Consider the following 17244-nt stretch of genomic DNA (forward strand, 5'->3'; position numbering starts at 1 on the left):
CAATCTTACGTCTTCGTTCTACTGAAATGCGAGTATATTCCCACAGACAATGTTATCATTCCGACGGCCATCCCGATAAAATAACTGACCCCGCCCGTTTGAGGAAATGCCAAGAGTTCTGCATTGCTGATAGAGCCAAACGATGCTGCTCCGCACACTAAAGCGAAAGGCATGAACTTTGACGGTCGCACGACACCGAACAACCATTTTCCAACGCCAAGCATCGTCAATGCCAACCCTTCTGACAGCGCCATATACGACACAATGAATGGAACGATTGCCCAGGGTCCAATCTGGACTGCAGACGCGACGAATGGATTCAGCTCCCAATTTCCTTGCGACAACCCAATCAGAGTTAGGTAGATGTCCGCTACAACTAGAACAATTGGGATGATGAAGATCCATCCATCATTTCCAAAAAGCAGCACTGAGAGTTCTTCGAAGTCTCTTGGAATAATCCATAGGCCCATGACCAAGCAGGCAATACCCGCAACGAGGATCATGGTCAGTCCCGTTTGCGACAGATAGATTTGCCAAGGATCTATCACGCTGAACCAGCCTATGAGAGGACCTGCCAGGACCCAGTAGAGTCCTGATCCCGTAAGTAGCAGTCCGGCACCGGCCGGGATCTTCAACTCTTCTTTTCCTTGTAGGTATGTCTTGATCGACTGAGTTGACGTAGGCGTTGAGAAATCATGACTTTGTGTCGCTCTGAGGTTGTTTTGGGCTTGAAGATGCGTAGACCGATCGATGATACTATTGAGCTAATCAGAGTTGCCAGCCCTGCAACAGGGTAGAGAATCTGCGCTGCGACACCGAGACCGGTGCCCTCTTGGGCGACGATGAATGAGAACTCTCCTCTAGGGAGCATTGAGAGTCCGACTGCCGTGGCTTCGTCCTTTGCTCCCGATAATCTAGCACCAGCCCAACAGCCGATGAATTTCCCGAAGATAGCCATCCCGAGGACAGCTATTATCGGCAGCGTGACGGTCAGCAGCGCGCCGACGTTGATCAGTGTTCCCATCGAAACGAAGAAGAGGACGATAAACAGGTCTTTGATTGGACCCACCTTCTCTTTCACGAATTGAGCCTGGGGACCCCTGATCATGAGACCCATGAGAAACGCTCCGACCGCGGGGGAGAATCCTAGGTAGGAGGAGAGGATTGCGAAAGCGAAGCCGAATGATAGCGCGAGCAGGAAAGCAGTCTCCTTGTATTCCTGATCTCCCTTGCTAATCCGTTCAATCAGCAGGGGTGCGATTCTCCAGCCGAAGAAAAAGATGATTCCAACTAGCAAAGCTCCCCTCACAGCCAGAAAGACGATCTCAAGCGGGGGAACTTGACTGCTAGCGGCGGCCAGACCTGGCAATAGTAGCAGCATGAATACCGTCGCAAAATCCTCGATCACCGATGCAGTCACCACCGTGTGAGATTCTTTCGCCCGTAGACTTTTTGTCTCAAGTAGAATCTTGCTCATTATTGCCGTGCTTGTGGTGGCAACCACCGCTGCGGCAAAGACTGCCTCAATCTGTGTGAGGCCTACGGCCAATCCTACCAATGTGACTGAAACGAATGTGACCGTCAACTCGACGACCGCGAGTATGAAACTGTCTGGCCCAATCTTTTTGATCTCTAGCGGGTCTAGTTCAAGCCCGACCGTGAACAGGAGGAGTATGATGCCGAGAGACGCCAATAGGTTTATGGTGTTGAGGTTTTGAATGAGCCCGAGTCCAAAGGGTCCGATGATTATCCCGGCTATTAGCTGGCCGACTACAACTGGTTGCTTGATTTTTGAGAACAGATAGCTGAAACCCAGAGCAGCGAACACCGCCAGTCCCAGGTCAAATAGAAAGGTGAAGTCAGCAGAAGCCGTCAATTCGATCTCCCGGAAATGATCGTACTGACCACAATCGTTTCACGTCCAGTTTAACAGTTTGACCCTTCTGGTGTGGGCTCCGAGTTCCAGATCGGTAAGTGGGGCTGGAAGCTACAAGCCCTAGGCCCTTAGGCAAAAGTGAGTCGATAAAGTCGGAGATGGCTTCTCTCCGCGAGAGAGGTTGGAGCTGGAGTTCGGATCTACATTTGTCTCAGCGCAATATTCTCCAGCGTAGGCGTCATCGCATTCCTCATCGGGTTCTTGGCCCAGATTGGATTGCCTGCCGGTTGGGGGTGTGTTACAGACTGTGGGTGCGTCATTTTTCTTCCTTAGACCGAAGAAGAATCCCTTGATGGGTAAGCAAAGACCACTTCGCCTGACCGATTCCTCTACTATTCCCCTCTCTTTGGTAGTAGAACATTTCTTCTAACATGCTGGAAATTTCTATCGAAAGGTAGACTCGACGCATATAACTGCCATAGAGTTTTTTCCGCGAGAAAAGTAGGCGACGATTATATTCAAGAGACATAGCTGAAACTAAACTGGAGCAAAGTCTGGAGGGTTAAGGGTTTGTCGGTTGCGGGAACGATTCTAGAACGAAAGAGAGGCCCCGAAACCTTCTCGCCCGGATCGGTAGAACGGCTTGAGCTGTCCGAAGTGATCGATCTTTACAAGTCCGTGGGTCGGAGAAACATTGACTATTTCGCATGGATTCACGATGTCTACTCTTGGATTACTTTGCCCTGCGTAGCTTTCGATTGGAAGCGCGCTCTGAGCGAAGATAAGACGAAGCTAACGGTCTTTGATATTCTCGCGGATGATCTCGCGGATAATCGTTCGACGAGAAGCTATTCTCTACTCCAAGACCTCACGGAGATTCCGTGGAAGGAGAAGGCTCGGACCGGCGAAACTAGCGAATACCTTGATGTAGGACGAAGGATATGGGAAGATTCGCTTTCTTCGGTATCTTGCTACCCCAGGTTCAAAGAGTTCGAGAGGATCTTCTACTTCGATCTTCGGCAGGTTCTTTCCTCCATGATGTACAGCTATCTCGCGAATACCGAAAGAATTGAGAACCCGATAGAGACGAGCTTCTATTCTTCTTACGGATGTCTCGTGGAGGTTGCTATTGATATGGACCTGATGTGTTCACCGGCCTTCGACATGAAGGAACTTGGGCTAGTCCGAACGGTTGCGTGCCTGGCTCAGAAGGTCGCCCATGTAGGCAATATGATGACAACCTATCCCAGTGAAGTTCTGGAGAGCGATGTCTCATCTCCAATAATCTCTCTCGCTTTGAGGAAAGGGCTCATCCGACAAGAAGAGCTTGGCGACGCGTCAGCTGTTCCTAAGCTCAGCAAGCTGGAATGGGTCTTCAAGAGTCGAGCTCACTCTTACATTCAGAAAGTTGCTGAATGCGAGAAAGAGATTCGCAGCGTTAATCTCCGAGGTTTTTCAGATTTCCTCACTGAGCTTATCAGCAAGTTCGAGGGCAGCAGATCCCTCCGCTAATCCTCCTTCCCGGCGGGAAAGCCCTGGTCGATAAGAAATTGCTATCATGCCGAAAGGGTAAGCTTCCGTCTGACTTCGGGGATTCGAGTACCCTGTCTCGAAATCAACTCTAGGTCGAAGAGATTCTCGAACATCGACACGGCCTTCATGTCGTGTGCTGGGTAGTTTAGCAGAAAGACTCCTGTAATCCTGTTTGAGGCCATTAGCTCTAGGGCTTGGCGAACAAATGAATGTGCTCTCTCGGTTCCAAGTGTAAAGATCTGGTGCGAGACATTATCGAAGATCATGGTGAAGGGTGTTGAGGCGTAGGCTTCGATCGTCTTGTTCATCGAGTCGAGAATAAGTGAGCTGTCGAAAGCCGGTATGAGAACCACGTTTTCGCTCTCCTCCTTCGGATACGACACCCTAGAGGTTAGCACGAACATCTTCAGTCCTGGTTCATCTTCCATAGTTGAATGAATCGGGCTATCCTTTCTCGTGAATAGAATTACGCGCTCGAAATTGGACGCGGCTTCGGTGGCCAACGATTTGAGTATTTTCTCGTAGCCAGAGAGCGGGTCGTATTCTAGTAGGATTTTCCGTCCAGCGATTTCGTCATGAGACAGTCCAACCGTGCGAGAGAATACGTCGCTCGACTCAGTCAGGTCAATGACGGGTAGCTTCGATTTCAAGAGGCTTAGGGTTGACTGCTCATTCTCGAAGGCACTCTCGACAAAGGTCATCATCACTTGAGCATAATGGTCTGGAGTAGCCCATCTGGGGTCTGCGATGTGGTTTACGAACTTCTGTAGCGGACGTTTGATTCTGTCGCCGTAGTCTATGACTATCCTTAGCCCATTCTTGCCCAAAGCTCTAGTCTCAATCGCCAGTTCTTGGCATTGCGCGATTGCTGCTTCTTCATCGAGAAGGTTTTCGCCTTGGTAAAGGCTGTCAAGAGACGGCAATCGGAGGTTTCCTTTGGTCAGGTTGTGCTTTACATCGACCCCGTTTCTTGATAGCTCATCCCGTGCTGCTCCCTCGTCATTGGAGTGAAAGTAGAGGACTCGGTCTTGCTGGTTGACCCCCTCGTTAACAAACCGTGCTATGGGGGTCATTTTCGCCTCGTTTTTTTCGTAGATTAGGACGATTTGGTCACCTCTCATCACACCTGGGTTTGGTCCTAAGGAGGGGACTAGTCCGAGGAATGCTCGCAAGAAAGTCGGTCTCTTGAAGGCTGTTACTGCTGCGAGAAGAAGAATAACGCAGGCAAAATGCACTACGCCTAGCAAGCTGTACCCAAAACTCGCAGAGGCGTATCCAAACAGCAACAATGCTGAGACCGCTGCGAAACATCTCGCGATTACCCTCAACGCACCTCTAACCTCGCGGTCCCTCAGTTGCGATCTAAGTCGAGATAGGACAACGAATGAGTAGAGAGTGAAGGACGAAATTACGATCGCGGCGATGGTCAGTAGGAAAGAACCCAGACCGACCGCTCGATAGGTCGTGTTGTCAAGCACATAGAATGCTTGACGGTTAGCCCTCGGATCTATAGATGGGGCATCTACAATTGTCAGTATGACCAAGAAGACCATCGGAACAAGGTAGAGAAGGAAAGCAAGATGTATTGGCTTTCGAGGGTTGGCAAGTGCCGAACGCAGAGAGAATTTCTCAGGATAGAAGTATAGCTTGGTTACCAATAATCCCCATAATGTGGCGATGATGGCTGCGGCGGCCGCGAAAGATTGAGTGGTAAGTCTAATCAGATCTTCGTTGGGGTAAAATATCAACACTAGTTGTGAAATGGGAAATGCGTTGAAGAAGGAGTAGATAGCTAGGAAGTAGGTCTTGTAGGGTCGGAAGTAAGAAAGAGGCTCTTTGATGATAACGAGAATCATCAGAGCGTCTACTATGATTGTTCCGATGTTTAGGGTCGCGGCTACGTAAGGTTCCGTTTTTTTTCAGCCCTCTAGGCTTGACCTACGCCAGCATGTACGCTGGCTCAACACCCTCCTGTTGCAGATGCCTAGGCGAGGGCCGATCTGGGTTTAGACTCGTGTTACCAGAGAAGAACTTGTGCAGTGACTGTTAGGCAACATCTGGGAGACCGAGAGACTTCGCTGCCGCTTTCAGGTCTCTCATTCTGCTTCTAATGGTCACTTCTGAGACCCCTGCCGCTTTTGCAAGGTCTCTCTGCATCACCATCGAACCGCGTATTCTAGCAGCAAGGTCAAGTGCTGCTGCCGCCAATCCGTCAGGGTCTTTGCCGACGTTCACTCTCAGTCGGATTGCCTCTCGGAGAATCTTTCCTGCCAACATTTCTGTTTGAGAGTCTGCCCCTGCACGAGACGCTATTTTCGAGACCCGTTTCAATGGGTCTTCAATAGCCATGGTCACGTCGAGAGACCGGACTAAAGCTCTGTAATAGTGGGCTAGGAGTTTTCTGCTCATTCCTGATGCTTTTGCGATCTCGCTCAAAGAGCGAGGGACGTCGGTCAATCGACAGGCTGCGTAGGTCGAGGCTGCGACCATTCCGTTTATCGGTCGGCCTCTGACGAGGCCTTTGTTGAGCGCTCTCCTGTACATCAGCGCTGCACGCTCGGTGACTACTTCCGGAAGGTTCAGTCGTCCGGCTAGTCCCCGGAGCTGACTCATCGCCCTGGACAGGTTTCGCGCAGTTGACGATCCGGCGGACGCGCGGAGCTGTGTCCTTCGGAGTCGCCAGAGCTGGAGTCTCTCGTCTGCGCTGAGCGATCGGTTGGAGGCTTGTGCTCTGGAAATGATCGTGGAGAGGTTCTTGTCAAAAGCTGAGAATCTTCCTGGTGGTCCTGACTGGCTTTCAAGGAGTCCCTCCTCGGTTCTCCTAGGAACCGGCGCCGCATACTGTTCTGCGGGGTCGGATAGGACGAAACCGCAGTTGGTGCAAATAACCTCGCCCGTCTCGGCATCTCGGACGAGGCTCGGACTGCCGCAATTGGGACAGACGTAGTGTCCGACTTCGTCTCGGGGTCGTGTCTTCCTCCGGCTCATTACAGAGCCCCCGCCGGGGTAGGTGGTCTGCGGGGTCCGGGCTGGGTTAAGCTGGTTATCCTTTTCCGGTGAGACCGTGGAAGTGCCCGCCAACTGTACTCATATAGGTGTCGGGGGCCACAAATGAAGCTTGTTACTCTTTTCAAAAAGTCGATGAAAATGCCCCCGGAATACGTCCCTGGCAAGTGCAATATTGGTGCCCGGGGACGGGCCATACGACTAGCCACAGGACTTGGGATAATAGCTGTATTCGTAGGCATTGACGCGCTTGCTCTAGGCTCGATGTTCGCCCCTTTTTCGGCTTCCACTGTTCGTACCTTTCTACGTCGGCTTGCTGACAGCTCTATAGGGAACGATGTCGTTCTGTGCACTTCATGCCTTCAGGGCACCTATGACCTCCACGAGCCAATCGGCATGGCCATTGGCAGATCTGAAACCAAATGGAGGTGCGGTCTGACGAGTGGAAGAGGCTGGACCGGCGGAAGGCTAGGGTAATGTATCTAGCGGCACTTGGTGCGTTAGTATTGGCGGTGCTACTCGCCTTTGCCTAGCTGACCACTTGTCAGCCGCGGCTTTCTCTGCGATCTTTGAGCCGAGAATCGAGAAAGGTCGAAGCCGGCGTCTCGGTCTAGAACGAGCTCTGCCAACAGCTTACCGATGAGAGGCGCGAACTTGAATCCGTGTCCTGAGAAGCCGTACCCGTAGACGACGTTCTGATGATCAGGGTCCCTGTCTATTACGAAGTCAGAATTCTCGGTCATATCATAGAGGCACACTTTTGTCTGGACCACGTCTCCTTGGGCTAGTTCGGGGACAAATTCTCGGCAGGCATCCCTGCACTGTTCTATTTGTTCTTGGTCAACCGATCTTCTGACTGTTTCAGGATCGACGCGGTCGATGAGTTCTTTGTTAGAAATCTTGACCCCTTCTATGCCGGCGGCTGGAAGACCATAATGATGATCTGTGAAAAAAACTGGGCAAGAGGACGGCCGGAATCTCTCTAGACCGCGAAACGGCTTGAGATAGATGAGTTGTTGTCTTGTCGGAGTGACCCCTGTGAGCTCATCTCTAAGAAAACTCCTAGTCCATGGTCCGACTGTCACGACTAACTTCTTGGCTCGGATTGTTTGTCCTTCTGACGTCTCTATTTCCAGGCCGGATTTGTCCCGAAACATGGTGACACGCTTTTCCAGAATCTTCACTCCATGGCTGACAGCTTCGGAGGTGAAGGTCTCTAGACTTTTCGACGCTAAGAGAACTCCTCCGTGAGGGTCGAAGATTGCCCTCTCGGCTTGGAACTGAGGAAAGTGCCTCTTCAGCTCAGGTCCCTCGTAGATGTGGGCGCCAAGCCCTTGTTTGGTCAGCATTCTGAAGCTGGATTCATCGAACTTGTTGGCCTGTTCATCGTTTCCCTCCAACATTAGCAAACCAGTAGGAATGAGCAACTCATGACCGGTTTCCTTTTCGAGGTCATTCCACAGTCTCAGGCTTTCAACTGCCATTTTTGTGTAGTATTGGTCATTTCCGTATGCGTAACGGAAAACCCTGTTGACATCGTTGGAGCTGCAATAGTCGTTTCCTACACCGTATCGATCTAGCAGTAGAATCCTATCCTTTGTTATCCGGCTGATTGCGTATGCGGTAGCCGCACCCATGACTCCTCCACCAACAATGCAAACATCAGTTTCTAGCTGCATGACCTAACTTCCGCGATGATACTTTTTGGGAAAGGAGTTTTTGGGAAGAAATCTCTTTTTCCGACGGGGGGAGCGTCGTCCCGGCTATTTTTGTTGGACCGACTCGAACTCTGCATGATACACGTGTTTTCCGGTTATGAGCAGGTCGAACCGAGAATGGAGCTTTTCGAGGTGAGGATTCTTGGCCACGGTTGCATGGACGTCCTTCATGTGGGAAACGTCTTTGAAACGAGCGATCTCGACCCAAAGATCTTCTTCCTCGGACATTCCAATGGCGGGGGGAAGACTCATCGATCCAAACTTTCCCTCCATCTCCTTCGGTTGAAGAAGCTCCTCGGAGAGTGCGCCTGATTCCAGGAACAATTTCATTATCGGTTTCAAGGCCTGGACGAAAGCCTCCGCTTTCCTCTTCGGGACCCGATAGAGAAAGACGGAGCAGTAGACCATCGGCGTCAGCTTCTTCGTGCTGATGGCTTATTTAGACTCCACCCGACACGATCGTGAAGGAACCCTTACTAGTATCTGAATGCAAGTTGGCATCATGAGAAAGGGAGCTTCCACTAGAGCTTCAGGCTTCACCGAATCCGTCATCCGCGAGATGACCCGACTCTGCCAGGCGTATGGGGCAGTAAATCTTGCGCAGGGGTTTCCTGATTTTGACCCTCCTCTCAGCATTAAACGAGCAGCTGCGAACGCGATCTACAATGGATTCAATCAATACTCCACTACTCACGGGACATTGAGCCTGAGGAAAGCCATAGCTCGCAAGATGAAAACGTACAATCACATTCCTTGCAGCGAGGACGAGATCACTGTCACGTGCGGTACGACTGAGGGGATGATCGCCTCAGAACTAGCGCTGCTGAATCGAGGAGATGAGGTGGTGATCTTCGAACCGTTCTACGAGAATTATGGTCCTGACGCCATTCTCTCTGGCGCAAAATGCCGATACGTCACTTTACGTGAGCCAGACTTCAGGATCGAAGAAGAAACCCTCAAACATGCGTTCAATCGCAAGACCAAAGCGGTAATCATCAACACACCTCACAATCCTACAGGGAAAATTCTGACCCGTCAGGAACTAGGCCTGATCAGCGATCTCTGCCAGGACTATGATTCCTACGCCATCACCGACGAAATCTACGAACAGATTCTCTACGATGGACACCAGCACGTGAGCATTGGAAGCCTACCTGCAATGGAGGATCGAACAATCACCATCTCCGGATTTTCCAAGACTTACAGCGTAACGGGTTGGCGCGTAGGGTATGTGGTTGCGCCAAAGCCCCTTACCTCTGCAATTCGAAAAGTTCACGACTTTCTCACAGTTTGCGCCCCCACCCCTCTGCAGGAAGCGTGCACGGCCGCGCTCCAGCTGCCAGAGTCCTACTACGAACAACTACGAGAAAACTATCGAAAGGGCAGAGAGATGTTAGTTGAGTCGTTGAAGAATGCTGGATTCGGGGTTTTCAAGCCAGAAGGCGCATACTACGTCTGGACCACGACAAACAGAACAGGTTTCAAGGACGACCGAAAGTTAGCCTTACATTTGATCACCAAAGTTGGAGTTGGTGGAGTTCCGGGGTCGAGCTTCTTCCACAACCCATCTCGTGGGAGGCTACGATTCAGGTTCTCCTTCTCGAAGAAGCCAGAAACGATCCGACGAGCAATCAAGAGACTGGAAAAATTCTCGCCCAAACACCCTTTCAGGCACCCTGAATACAGGGCGACGCGCAGAATTGCCGCTACTGCTCGCTAGCCAATGCTACGATTTTTATCTGCTTCAGGTCCGAAGATGTCAGAACATATGGAAACGAAGGTAAACAGGAAGCGTCGGAATTGATCAAGGGTCTTCATGCATTACTGTACACGCCTCAGCCCGAAGAGTTGCGAGCGTTCATTCGTGACAAACTGGGATTCCCTTTCACGGACACAGGTGGAGGCTGGCTAATCTTCGACATGCCAGAAGCCGATCTGGGCTGTCATCCATCGGACAGAGTGTTCCATTCAGTATCCTTCTATTGTGATGACATCCACAAGACGGTTCAGGAATTGAAAGCTCGCGGCGTTGAATTCACTTCGGGCATCAGCGATGAGGGGTGGGGTTTGTTGACTCACTTTCGAATGCCTGGCGATGTGCAAGTGGAATTGTACCAGCCCAAGTACAAGAAGCGCCCTCAAAGCAAATCGCCGAAAGCACGTTCGCCTAACAGAGGAAAAAAAACCGGTCGAAAATAATCAATGCTTGGTGGGCCGGGGGAGATTTGAACTCCCGACCCTACGGCCCCATCTACGGGTTTCCGCGTGTAAGGCGGACGTTCTATCCGGAGAGTCATTGCTCCTAACCAGGCTGAACTACCGGCCCAAACCGAGAGCACCCAAACCACGTCCGAGTAGATTACGATTTAGGTAGAGATTACCTCTCCTCGATCATCAAGGGAGCTTGCACTTTTATACCCGGAACACTCATTTCTCTTTCTGGACATTTATGGCGGGGAAGGAACCATTCGTCTATATCGATGGTGAATACCACCCCAAGGGCGAAGCCAAAATCTCGGTCTACGATCACGGGCTTCTATACGGAGACGGTGTCTTCGAAGGCATACGCGCATACAACGGCTCAGTCTTCAGACTGCGCGAACACACAGAACGACTATTCGAGGGCCTACGAGTAATTAGAGTCAACATTTCCCTGACCAAAGAACAAGTTATGAACGCAATTGTCGAAACTCTGCGACGAAACAACCTGACTGACGCCTACATTCGCCTCGTGGTTACTCGGGGCCGCGGAAACCTTGGACTGGACCCGAGGAGCTCCCCGAAGCCCACCATCATCATCATTACTGAGCCAGTGCTGCCCGCCCACGGAAAAGAGGCCCGAGAGAGAGGTGTCACCGCCGTCATCTCCAGCCTGAGACGCGACATGGTCGACGGGACAAGTCACGAAGTCAAGTCCCTTAACTACATACAGAGCGTCCTCTCTAAGTTCCAGGCAATAGATGCAGGTGCTGAGGAGGTGGTGATGCTCGATCATAGAGGAATGGTTTCCGAGTTCCACGGCTCCAACCTCTTCATCATAAAACAAGGAATAATCCATACACCTACCTCAGCAGCCGGAATTCTTCATGGAGTCACTAGAGCACGAGTCATGAAACTCGCCGAGGAGCTAGGATACGAGGTGCGAGAGAGAGATGTTACCCCCTATGAACTCATGACCGCTGACGAAGTCTTCCTGACCGGAACAATGGCTGAAGTCGTTCCAGTAGTCAAGATTCAAGGAGTGCCGATAGCTGAGGGCAAACCGGGACCAGTAACCAAGGAGATAATCAGAGGGTTCCAGAGGATAATCCAAGACCCGAAAGAAGGCGTCCCAATTAGAGAGACAATTTCTATTCCCGCCAAAGCCAGAAACTAATAAGCCTTCAATCCGATCACTTCAAGTGAGTACTCGGCGTGTGCCTGCATTAATAGCAGGCTCGAAGCAAGCCCATAACTGCAGTCTTTGGAACTTCTGGAAGCCGACTCCTTAGCGAAATCCTTCACGGTTAGAGAAGGCCCGGTCTTCCGGAAAAACCCGAAAACGGTAACAGCACTAAGAGATGTTAGCTTCAGAGTCAAGAGAGGCGAGGTCTTCGGCCTACTAGGGCCCAACGGCGCCGGAAAGACAACCACCATCAAGATCCTCTGCACCCTCATCTCGCCTACCGCAGGGGACGCGTTCGTCAACGGACACAGCGTCACGCGGGCACCACAGAAAGCCCGACAAGACCTTGGAGTAATGCTCACGGGGGACAGGACACTTTACTGGAAACTGACGGGAAGAGAGAATTTGGAATATTTCTCTGCCCTTTACCATATGGAGAAAGAGTTCGCGAAGAAACGAATAGAGCAAGTTCTCAAACTGGTCGGTCTCGAGGACCGACAGAACACTCTTGTTGAGAACTATTCCACGGGGATGAGGATCCGGCTTTCCTTCGGCAAGTCGATTTTACACGAGGCTCCAGTGATTCTTCTTGACGAGCCGACCATGAGCCTCGATCCACAGTCGGCCCGTCTCATCCGAGAGATCATACAAGACCTTCGAAAGAAAGGCCATGCGATTGTGTTAACAACTCACTACATGGAGGAAGCGGACCAGCTGAGCGATCGCGTGGCGATTATTGACCAGGGAAGAATAATTGCGCTCGCTCCACCTGCGGAGCTCAAAGAGTCAGTTATGAAAAGCGAAACGGTAGACATCGAAGCTAGAAACATTGACCCGCGAGTCGTTGAGCAGTTGCGGGGATTAGATGGCATTACCGAAGTCGCCTCGTTCGTTGAAGATGCTTCATCGATGAAAGGCGTGATCAAGATACACGCCAAAGATGCGAAAGATGCAATACCAGAAATGCTGGATGTGCTGGTAAAAGGAGGTGTAGAAGTCTCCAATCTGAAAGTCGCTGAGCCTACTTTGGAGGATGTTTTCATCAGCCTTACGGGGAGGGCTCTTCGTGACTAGCCTGCTCGATCTCGCCCCCTTGGGCGCGATATTCAAGAAACAGGTGCGCCACCTCATGCGCTACCCTGGCGAGTTCGTCTTCGTTCTCATCATTCCATATTTCCTCACTGCGATGGTTTTCGCAATGGGGACCGCAGCCGGCGGATCAGGCGCGGTTTCAAACTTCTCAGCCCAAACGGGGTCCACCCTCAACCCGTTCGTCTATCTGATCATTGGGGCTGGGGTTTGGATGATCTCGTGGATGGTCTTGGAAGGAATAGGAACTTCCTTGCGAGACGAGCAGATTAAGGGAACACTGGAACAGAATTTCCTCGCACCGATCAATCGGTTTCTACTGCTAGTCGGAACGGCACTCGCACAGATCGTAATAACGACGATACTCTTCGTCACAGTTATCGCTACCACTGTTCTAGTGCTTGCGCCTGGAAGCGCTGTTGGGCTCATCTGGGCCTTCGGGATCCTTATGGTAGGCCTCATTCCACTTTTCGGAATAGGCTTTGTCTTCGCGGCCCTGGTGGTCAGGTTCAAGGAGCCATACGCGTTCACCCAGGCTGCGAACGTGCTATTTGCAGTCGTGACGGGAACATTCTACAGCGTAGCTGTCCTCCCCGTCTGGGTCCAAGTCATTTCATTTGGAATCCCGCAGACCTTTGTGATACAAGACATGAGACTCGTCGTGGAGTCTGTGAACAGCCTTTTCGGAGCCGCGGGTACAATATTGGTGCTTTTGACGATGGCCGTCATCTACCCGTTTCTGGGGTATTCTTTCTTCAAACTCTTTGAGAAGAGGGCTAAGATTCATGGCGACCTTTCCAAGTTCTAGTGCACTGGGTCGGCTTTTAGCCGAGATGAGGGCAGCCTTCGTCAAGGATATTCGAGTCTACTTCCGGTATCCGTCTCTTATTCTAAGTGAGTTCATCACGTTGCCTGCCTGGTTTGTCCTTTTTGCGGTTGGAGTGGCAGCCAACTTTGTTCGTAAGGGAAATGTGACAAGTACCCTAGGAGCCCCTTCAACTTTCAGCTTCTTCTACTGGGGGTTTGTCTTCCTCATCGTATTTAGTACCAGCATATGGGGAATTGGACAGTACATCAGAACTGAACAGCTCCAGGGAACTATAGAGCAATTGTTTGTTGCTCCCATTAGCAGAGTCAGCATCATCTTTGGAAGATTTGCCCGCACCTTCTTCACTGACTTGGCGATAATCGCCTATACGGCACTGTTGATCGGAGGGCTGGGTCACCAGCAAGTTTCAATCGGGAATCCTCTCTTGTTTGTCCTCACTTTCGCCATACTATATCTTGGGGTCCTGGGCTTCGGCCTCGTATTTGCTGGTATAACATTCAGAATAAAGTCGTTCAACATTCTGTCAAACCTGACTCAGTTCTTGGTGATCGGGCTATGCGGCGTTTTCTTTCCTTTGGAAGTCCTTGGACCGGTTAAGGTGGTCTCTTTCGCGATCCCGTTCACATATTTTGCGGATTTGCTGAGGTATGCAGCCTCAGGCTCGATAACAATAATCGATCCTGCCTTGGAGGTTTTGGTTGCCGTAGTCCTTAGTGTTGGACTGTTTACTGTGGGCCTATTTGTGTTCAAGGCGACGGAGAAGTACGCGCAGACCCGGGGTTTGATTGGGACCCACTAGGCCCGACTTTTCTGCCTAGAATGTTCAGATGGTATAGGATGTAGACCATCAGTCCTCCAACGGCGTCCAAAGCAACTGCTCCAACGACAAGAGTAATGTCGTTGACTATTCCACCCTCGAGATACGCCATCCACTGCTGAAGGGCCCCCCACATTGATCCAACCGCGACCGCAATGCCCATCGCCAAAAGGGCCTTCTTCTCAGGAGGGAGTTTCACCTTCAGGTTGAGCACCCAGCTCGACACGACAATCGCCCAGACGAGATGAAGCAACAATGTGAAGGGAGTGATGTTGAAGGGGTCGAAGAGGTTCAAAACAAACCCGACACCAGATATCAGCAGGGCACTAGAGGTTGAGACGAGGGTTATGCTAAGCCATCTGGGGGTAGTATCCAACAATCGCTGCGCAGTGAAAGTCATTCTCTAGTCCTCACGCTTCTTTGCCGTGATTGTCGTCGATTGGTGAAGATGGAGCGGTAGCGAGAATCGGATCTTGTGTTGCCTGAGAAACAGGCTCAATCGGGGCCAGTGCTGGACTGCAACAACGCTTCCTATTAGCCCGCCCGACAAGGAGAGAATGGCGTAAGTTGCTGTCAAAATCCCAACAGCAGTCTGAAAAGCAACAGACCAAAGCCCGCTTGGAAGACTCAAGAGATTGGTTGCAACCCAAAGTCCAATACTTGCCAGTCCACCCAGCGTCCCTGCAAAGAAGCCCGCGAGCGCCCCCTTCCATGGGCCTTGCTTGATGATGACCCCTGCGACCAGTCCCGACACAAAAGGTCCTATTTGTGGTAGGGCGACTCCGATGATCAGATTGATGAGGAATCCCACCCCAATTGCCAGCAAAAGATCTCCCTTGGTATCAGCAGGGGAGTCGGAGCCTTGTCTACCCATCGCACGCTCGTCCCTAATCTCAAGGACACAGAGGGCGCTTTCGTGATATGCCGCTCGTAACCTCAAGGAAACCCATATGGTTACATTCCCACGCCAATTTCTCGCCTGAGAACATTGAGGGGTGCAATATTCGACTGGGACGGAACTCTCGCCCAGATTGACGACCGCGAGTTCTACTGCATCAACCAAACCCTCACAATGCATCACTCAAAACCGATCGATCGCGAGTTTCTTGTCAAGAACTACTACCAGCGGGCTTACGAGATCGGTACGGGACCGCGTATGGTTCTGGAAACCGCTCTGTCGCGAGAAAGCGGTACGAGGATCGATGAGGCTTATGAGACATATCGACAACTGTTCAGGGACTCAGTGGACAAGGCGAGGCTTCAGAACGGTGCGCTGGAACTCTTGTCCTCTCTGAGAGCCCGCGGGTCCAAGCTTGGGATTGCCACGATGAGATTCACGAGGTCCACAGTAGCAGAAGAGCTGGGCCTGTTGAAAGTTGCCCCCCTAGTCGATGTGCTCTTTACTCGAGAGGATCTTGGCCCTGCAAGGGGACTGGAGTCGTTAGAGGAAGTCGTTGACAAAAGGAAACAGTTGGTGATGAGGGCGTTGGAAAGATTGAAGCTTCGTGTCGAGGATGCGTTTCTTGTGGGCGATTCTTGGTGGGATGTTAGAGCGGGAAGGAAGCTCGGAATACGGACCGTCTTAGTTCGAACGGGGTTCGCGCGCTATAACGACTTTTCGAAGGAGGGTGCCGACGTTACGGTCAGTTCTCTCCTTGAGCTAGAGAAGCGGTTAGAGTCGAAAGCCTGGACCCTATAGAGCACTACTTGGGGACGATACACGGCTACCCCGGTTGAGATACCTGTCAATTGTCTTGCGAGTGAAAGAGTCTAGTTTCAGATTGTAGGCCGCGCCGGGATAGACCCAGACATAATCCTGTATTTCCGTCTGGTCAAGTTTGACCTCTTGGTCTTTGGATTTACAGTAAAAGTCAATAAAGATGAAATGTTTCTTCTTGTAGAACTCAGGCGCGAGAATGGCTTCTTGCACCAGAAGCATCTCCACCACCTCCACGTCCAGTCCAACTTCCTCTCTGACTTCCCTCTTCACCGCATCAACCATACTCTCTCCAACTTCGATATGTCCACCTGGGAGAGTGTACTTGTCGAACCACTTGTGAGATTTCGCTAACAGGATCTTGCCATTCGTGTCGACGATGAGGGCCCCTACCGTTGGTTCAGGAAATACCTGCTTGGCCATAGTATCAGTGAACGATGGTCGCGGGTTTGAGGAGCTCAATGCAGATCAGTGGTCGTGATAGGTTCCATTCCCTTCTTCTCAAGCACGTTTAGGAGCGCGTTTATTCCAAGCCAGTCGCTTGCAATGTGTCCCAGAACGATCAGGTTTCCAGAGTCCTCGTTTGCAAGCCTTGTTAGATCCGGCTCTGCAATGTGAATGTAGGAAAGTGTTCCCACTCCGTTCTGGAAGTACGTCCTTGCAATCTCGTAGCCGCCATTAGTGTAGGCGGCGTGGCTGATCGCAATCTTTCCCGCCCGACTCCTTGGAGAGCCCAGCCTAATCTCAATCTTGGATACGGCTTTTTGATATTCAGGAAAACGCGCAATTCTAGAGACAACATCTTTCACTGTTGAATCTCTATCGAGATCTTTCAGAACCCTTTGAATCATCTTTCGGCCAATCTCGTCGCATGGGCTGTGGATTGAAACTAGAGGAATTCGAAGTTTCTTGGCTGCGCTAGGTACCTGATCATAGTTGTCAGGATGATGCTGAAGTTCCATCACCCGCAGCTTGGGCTGAACGGCCTCCGTTGCAACGCCTTCAGGTACACCTGCCTCTTTCAGCTGGTCGATGTGGCGGAGGAATACCTTGTAGCCATCGATCCTTGCTCTGCCTCCTGCTGGATGGTGTGCGATTACCGCGTCACATCCAAGGTTTCTGGCTAGAAGAAGTTCAGCTACTCCGACATCGATCGCGACGAGGGCTTTGCGAATCCTTCGTCCTTTAACGTGAACTTCGCTGTCAGCAGGGACGTTCTTGAATCCTGCCAGCATCAGCGATGTGCGCATTATCTGCTGAGTATCCATCAAGGG

At 51.3% G+C, this 17244-nt stretch carries 19 protein-coding genes and 1 tRNA gene; 9 read left to right on the forward strand and 11 right to left on the reverse strand.

The genetic code is table 11. The features are described 5' to 3' along the window. Window positions 1-5: 5 nt before the first annotated feature. Window positions 6-635 carry a DUF5658 family protein gene (locus tag VGS11_13205; protein HEV2121049.1) on the reverse strand — a complete coding sequence of 210 codons (630 nt, stop codon included), beginning with the start codon at window positions 633-635 and terminating at the stop codon, window positions 6-8. Continuing rightward, a complete protein-coding gene (locus VGS11_13210; GenBank protein HEV2121050.1) occupies window positions 632-1876 on the reverse strand; it encodes a cation:proton antiporter in 1245 nt (414 codons plus the stop codon). Before VGS11_13210 ends, VGS11_13205 begins: the two co-directional genes overlap by 4 nt. A gap of 570 nt (window positions 1877-2446) precedes the next feature. Between VGS11_13210 and VGS11_13215 the strand changes: the two genes are divergently transcribed. After that, window positions 2447-3388: a hypothetical protein gene (locus tag VGS11_13215; protein ID HEV2121051.1), complete on the forward strand. Its 942-nt coding sequence runs from the start codon at window positions 2447-2449 to the stop codon at window positions 3386-3388. 44 nt (window positions 3389-3432) lie between these two features. Here the strand turns inward: VGS11_13215 and VGS11_13220 are convergent, their stop codons facing one another. Both VGS11_13220 and VGS11_13225 read right to left on the reverse strand, forming a co-directional pair. Continuing rightward, window positions 3433-5265, reverse strand: coding sequence for an MEDS domain-containing protein (locus VGS11_13220; GenBank protein HEV2121052.1), 1833 nt, complete (start codon window positions 5263-5265; stop codon window positions 3433-3435). Window positions 5266-5455: 190 nt separating this feature from the next. Then, window positions 5456-6397 (reverse strand): TFIIB-type zinc ribbon-containing protein, encoded by a 942-nt coding sequence (locus tag VGS11_13225; GenBank protein HEV2121053.1) that lies wholly within the window; start codon window positions 6395-6397, stop codon window positions 5456-5458. Between the two features lie 123 nt (window positions 6398-6520). On the opposite strand from VGS11_13225, the gene VGS11_13230 reads away from it, so the two are divergent. Beyond that, on the forward strand, window positions 6521-6892 hold the full coding sequence (locus VGS11_13230; GenBank protein HEV2121054.1) for a hypothetical protein: 372 nt from the start codon (window positions 6521-6523) through the stop codon (window positions 6890-6892). A 38-nt stretch (window positions 6893-6930) separates the two neighbouring features. Here the strand turns inward: VGS11_13230 and solA are convergent, their stop codons facing one another. After that, window positions 6931-8094: an N-methyl-L-tryptophan oxidase gene (solA, locus tag VGS11_13235; protein HEV2121055.1), complete on the reverse strand. Its 1164-nt coding sequence runs from the start codon at window positions 8092-8094 to the stop codon at window positions 6931-6933. A gap of 84 nt (window positions 8095-8178) precedes the next feature. Continuing rightward, window positions 8179-8541 carry a DUF1428 family protein gene (locus VGS11_13240; protein ID HEV2121056.1) on the reverse strand — a complete coding sequence of 121 codons (363 nt, stop codon included), beginning with the start codon at window positions 8539-8541 and terminating at the stop codon, window positions 8179-8181. Window positions 8542-8620: 79 nt separating this feature from the next. Here VGS11_13240 and VGS11_13245 point away from each other — a divergent pair, with 79 nt between their 5' ends. Together VGS11_13245 and VGS11_13250 are read left to right on the forward strand one after the other, a co-directional pair. Then, on the forward strand, window positions 8621-9853 hold the full coding sequence (locus tag VGS11_13245) for an aminotransferase class I/II-fold pyridoxal phosphate-dependent enzyme (GenBank protein HEV2121057.1): 1233 nt from the start codon (window positions 8621-8623) through the stop codon (window positions 9851-9853). An 80-nt stretch (window positions 9854-9933) separates the two neighbouring features. Further along, window positions 9934-10332 (forward strand): VOC family protein, encoded by a 399-nt coding sequence (locus tag VGS11_13250; protein ID HEV2121058.1) that lies wholly within the window; start codon window positions 9934-9936, stop codon window positions 10330-10332. 8 nt (window positions 10333-10340) lie between these two features. Here VGS11_13250 and VGS11_13255 read toward each other — a convergent pair. Continuing rightward, window positions 10341-10459: transfer RNA gene (locus tag VGS11_13255), tRNA-Val, on the reverse strand. 123 nt (window positions 10460-10582) lie between these two features. Between VGS11_13255 and ilvE the strand changes: the two genes are divergently transcribed. The 4 genes from ilvE to VGS11_13275 all read left to right on the forward strand — a co-directional run bounded on the left by ilvE (window position 10583) and on the right by VGS11_13275 (window position 14235). Beyond that, on the forward strand, window positions 10583-11509 hold the full coding sequence (gene ilvE / locus VGS11_13260) for a branched-chain-amino-acid transaminase (protein ID HEV2121059.1): 927 nt from the start codon (window positions 10583-10585) through the stop codon (window positions 11507-11509). Window positions 11510-11596: 87 nt separating this feature from the next. Continuing rightward, entirely contained in the window at window positions 11597-12592 is a 996-nt protein-coding gene (locus VGS11_13265; protein ID HEV2121060.1) for an ATP-binding cassette domain-containing protein, read from the forward strand. Continuing rightward, entirely contained in the window at window positions 12585-13415 is an 831-nt protein-coding gene (locus VGS11_13270; protein HEV2121061.1) for an ABC transporter permease, read from the forward strand. Before VGS11_13265 ends, VGS11_13270 begins: the two co-directional genes overlap by 8 nt. Beyond that, window positions 13393-14235, forward strand: a complete 843-nt coding sequence (locus VGS11_13275; GenBank protein HEV2121062.1) for an ABC transporter permease — start codon at window positions 13393-13395, stop codon at window positions 14233-14235. Before VGS11_13270 ends, VGS11_13275 begins: the two co-directional genes overlap by 23 nt. On the opposite strand, the gene VGS11_13280 is transcribed toward VGS11_13275, so the two are convergent. Further along, window positions 14183-14653, reverse strand: coding sequence for a hypothetical protein (locus VGS11_13280; protein ID HEV2121063.1), 471 nt, complete (start codon window positions 14651-14653; stop codon window positions 14183-14185). The genes VGS11_13275 and VGS11_13280 overlap by 53 nt on opposite strands. 3 nt (window positions 14654-14656) lie before the next feature. After that, window positions 14657-15127 (reverse strand): hypothetical protein, encoded by a 471-nt coding sequence (locus tag VGS11_13285; GenBank protein HEV2121064.1) that lies wholly within the window; start codon window positions 15125-15127, stop codon window positions 14657-14659. A gap of 114 nt (window positions 15128-15241) precedes the next feature. On the opposite strand from VGS11_13285, the gene VGS11_13290 reads away from it, so the two are divergent. Further along, window positions 15242-15952 carry an HAD family hydrolase gene (locus VGS11_13290; protein ID HEV2121065.1) on the forward strand — a complete coding sequence of 237 codons (711 nt, stop codon included), beginning with the start codon at window positions 15242-15244 and terminating at the stop codon, window positions 15950-15952. On the opposite strand, the gene VGS11_13295 is transcribed toward VGS11_13290, so the two are convergent. Continuing rightward, window positions 15947-16393: an NUDIX domain-containing protein gene (locus VGS11_13295; protein ID HEV2121066.1), complete on the reverse strand. Its 447-nt coding sequence runs from the start codon at window positions 16391-16393 to the stop codon at window positions 15947-15949. The two genes, VGS11_13290 and VGS11_13295, sit on opposite strands and share 6 nt — an antisense overlap. Window positions 16394-16428: 35 nt before the next feature. Further along, on the reverse strand, window positions 16429-17238 hold the full coding sequence (locus VGS11_13300; GenBank protein HEV2121067.1) for a hypothetical protein: 810 nt from the start codon (window positions 17236-17238) through the stop codon (window positions 16429-16431). Window positions 17239-17244: the final 6 nt, after the last annotated feature.

This window comes from Candidatus Bathyarchaeia archaeon, from assembly GCA_035935655.1.
GTDB lineage: Archaea > Thermoproteota > Bathyarchaeia > 40CM-2-53-6 > 40CM-2-53-6 > 40CM-2-53-6.

Excerpts from the sequence above, each read along its gene's own strand:
- VGS11_13220 (HEV2121052.1), bottom strand. The coding sequence starts at position 5,265 with ATGATTCTCGTTATCATCAAAGAGCCTCTTTCTTACTTCCGACCCTAC.
- solA (HEV2121055.1), bottom strand. The coding sequence starts at position 8,094 with ATGCAGCTAGAAACTGATGTTTGCATTGTTGGTGGAGGAGTCATGGGT.
- VGS11_13300 (HEV2121067.1), bottom strand. The coding sequence starts at position 17,238 with ATGGATACTCAGCAGATAATGCGCACATCGCTGATGCTGGCAGGATTC.
- VGS11_13240 (HEV2121056.1), bottom strand. The coding sequence starts at position 8,541 with ATGGTCTACTGCTCCGTCTTTCTCTATCGGGTCCCGAAGAGGAAAGCG.
- VGS11_13285 (HEV2121064.1), bottom strand. The coding sequence starts at position 15,127 with ATGGGTAGACAAGGCTCCGACTCCCCTGCTGATACCAAGGGAGATCTT.
- VGS11_13245 (HEV2121057.1), top strand. The coding sequence starts at position 8,621 with ATGCAAGTTGGCATCATGAGAAAGGGAGCTTCCACTAGAGCTTCAGGC.
- ilvE (HEV2121059.1), top strand. The coding sequence starts at position 10,583 with ATGGCGGGGAAGGAACCATTCGTCTATATCGATGGTGAATACCACCCC.
- VGS11_13230 (HEV2121054.1), top strand. The coding sequence starts at position 6,521 with ATGAAGCTTGTTACTCTTTTCAAAAAGTCGATGAAAATGCCCCCGGAA.
- VGS11_13275 (HEV2121062.1), top strand. The coding sequence starts at position 13,393 with ATGGCGACCTTTCCAAGTTCTAGTGCACTGGGTCGGCTTTTAGCCGAG.
- VGS11_13225 (HEV2121053.1), bottom strand. The coding sequence starts at position 6,397 with ATGAGCCGGAGGAAGACACGACCCCGAGACGAAGTCGGACACTACGTC.
- VGS11_13295 (HEV2121066.1), bottom strand. The coding sequence starts at position 16,393 with ATGGCCAAGCAGGTATTTCCTGAACCAACGGTAGGGGCCCTCATCGTC.
- VGS11_13280 (HEV2121063.1), bottom strand. The coding sequence starts at position 14,653 with ATGACTTTCACTGCGCAGCGATTGTTGGATACTACCCCCAGATGGCTT.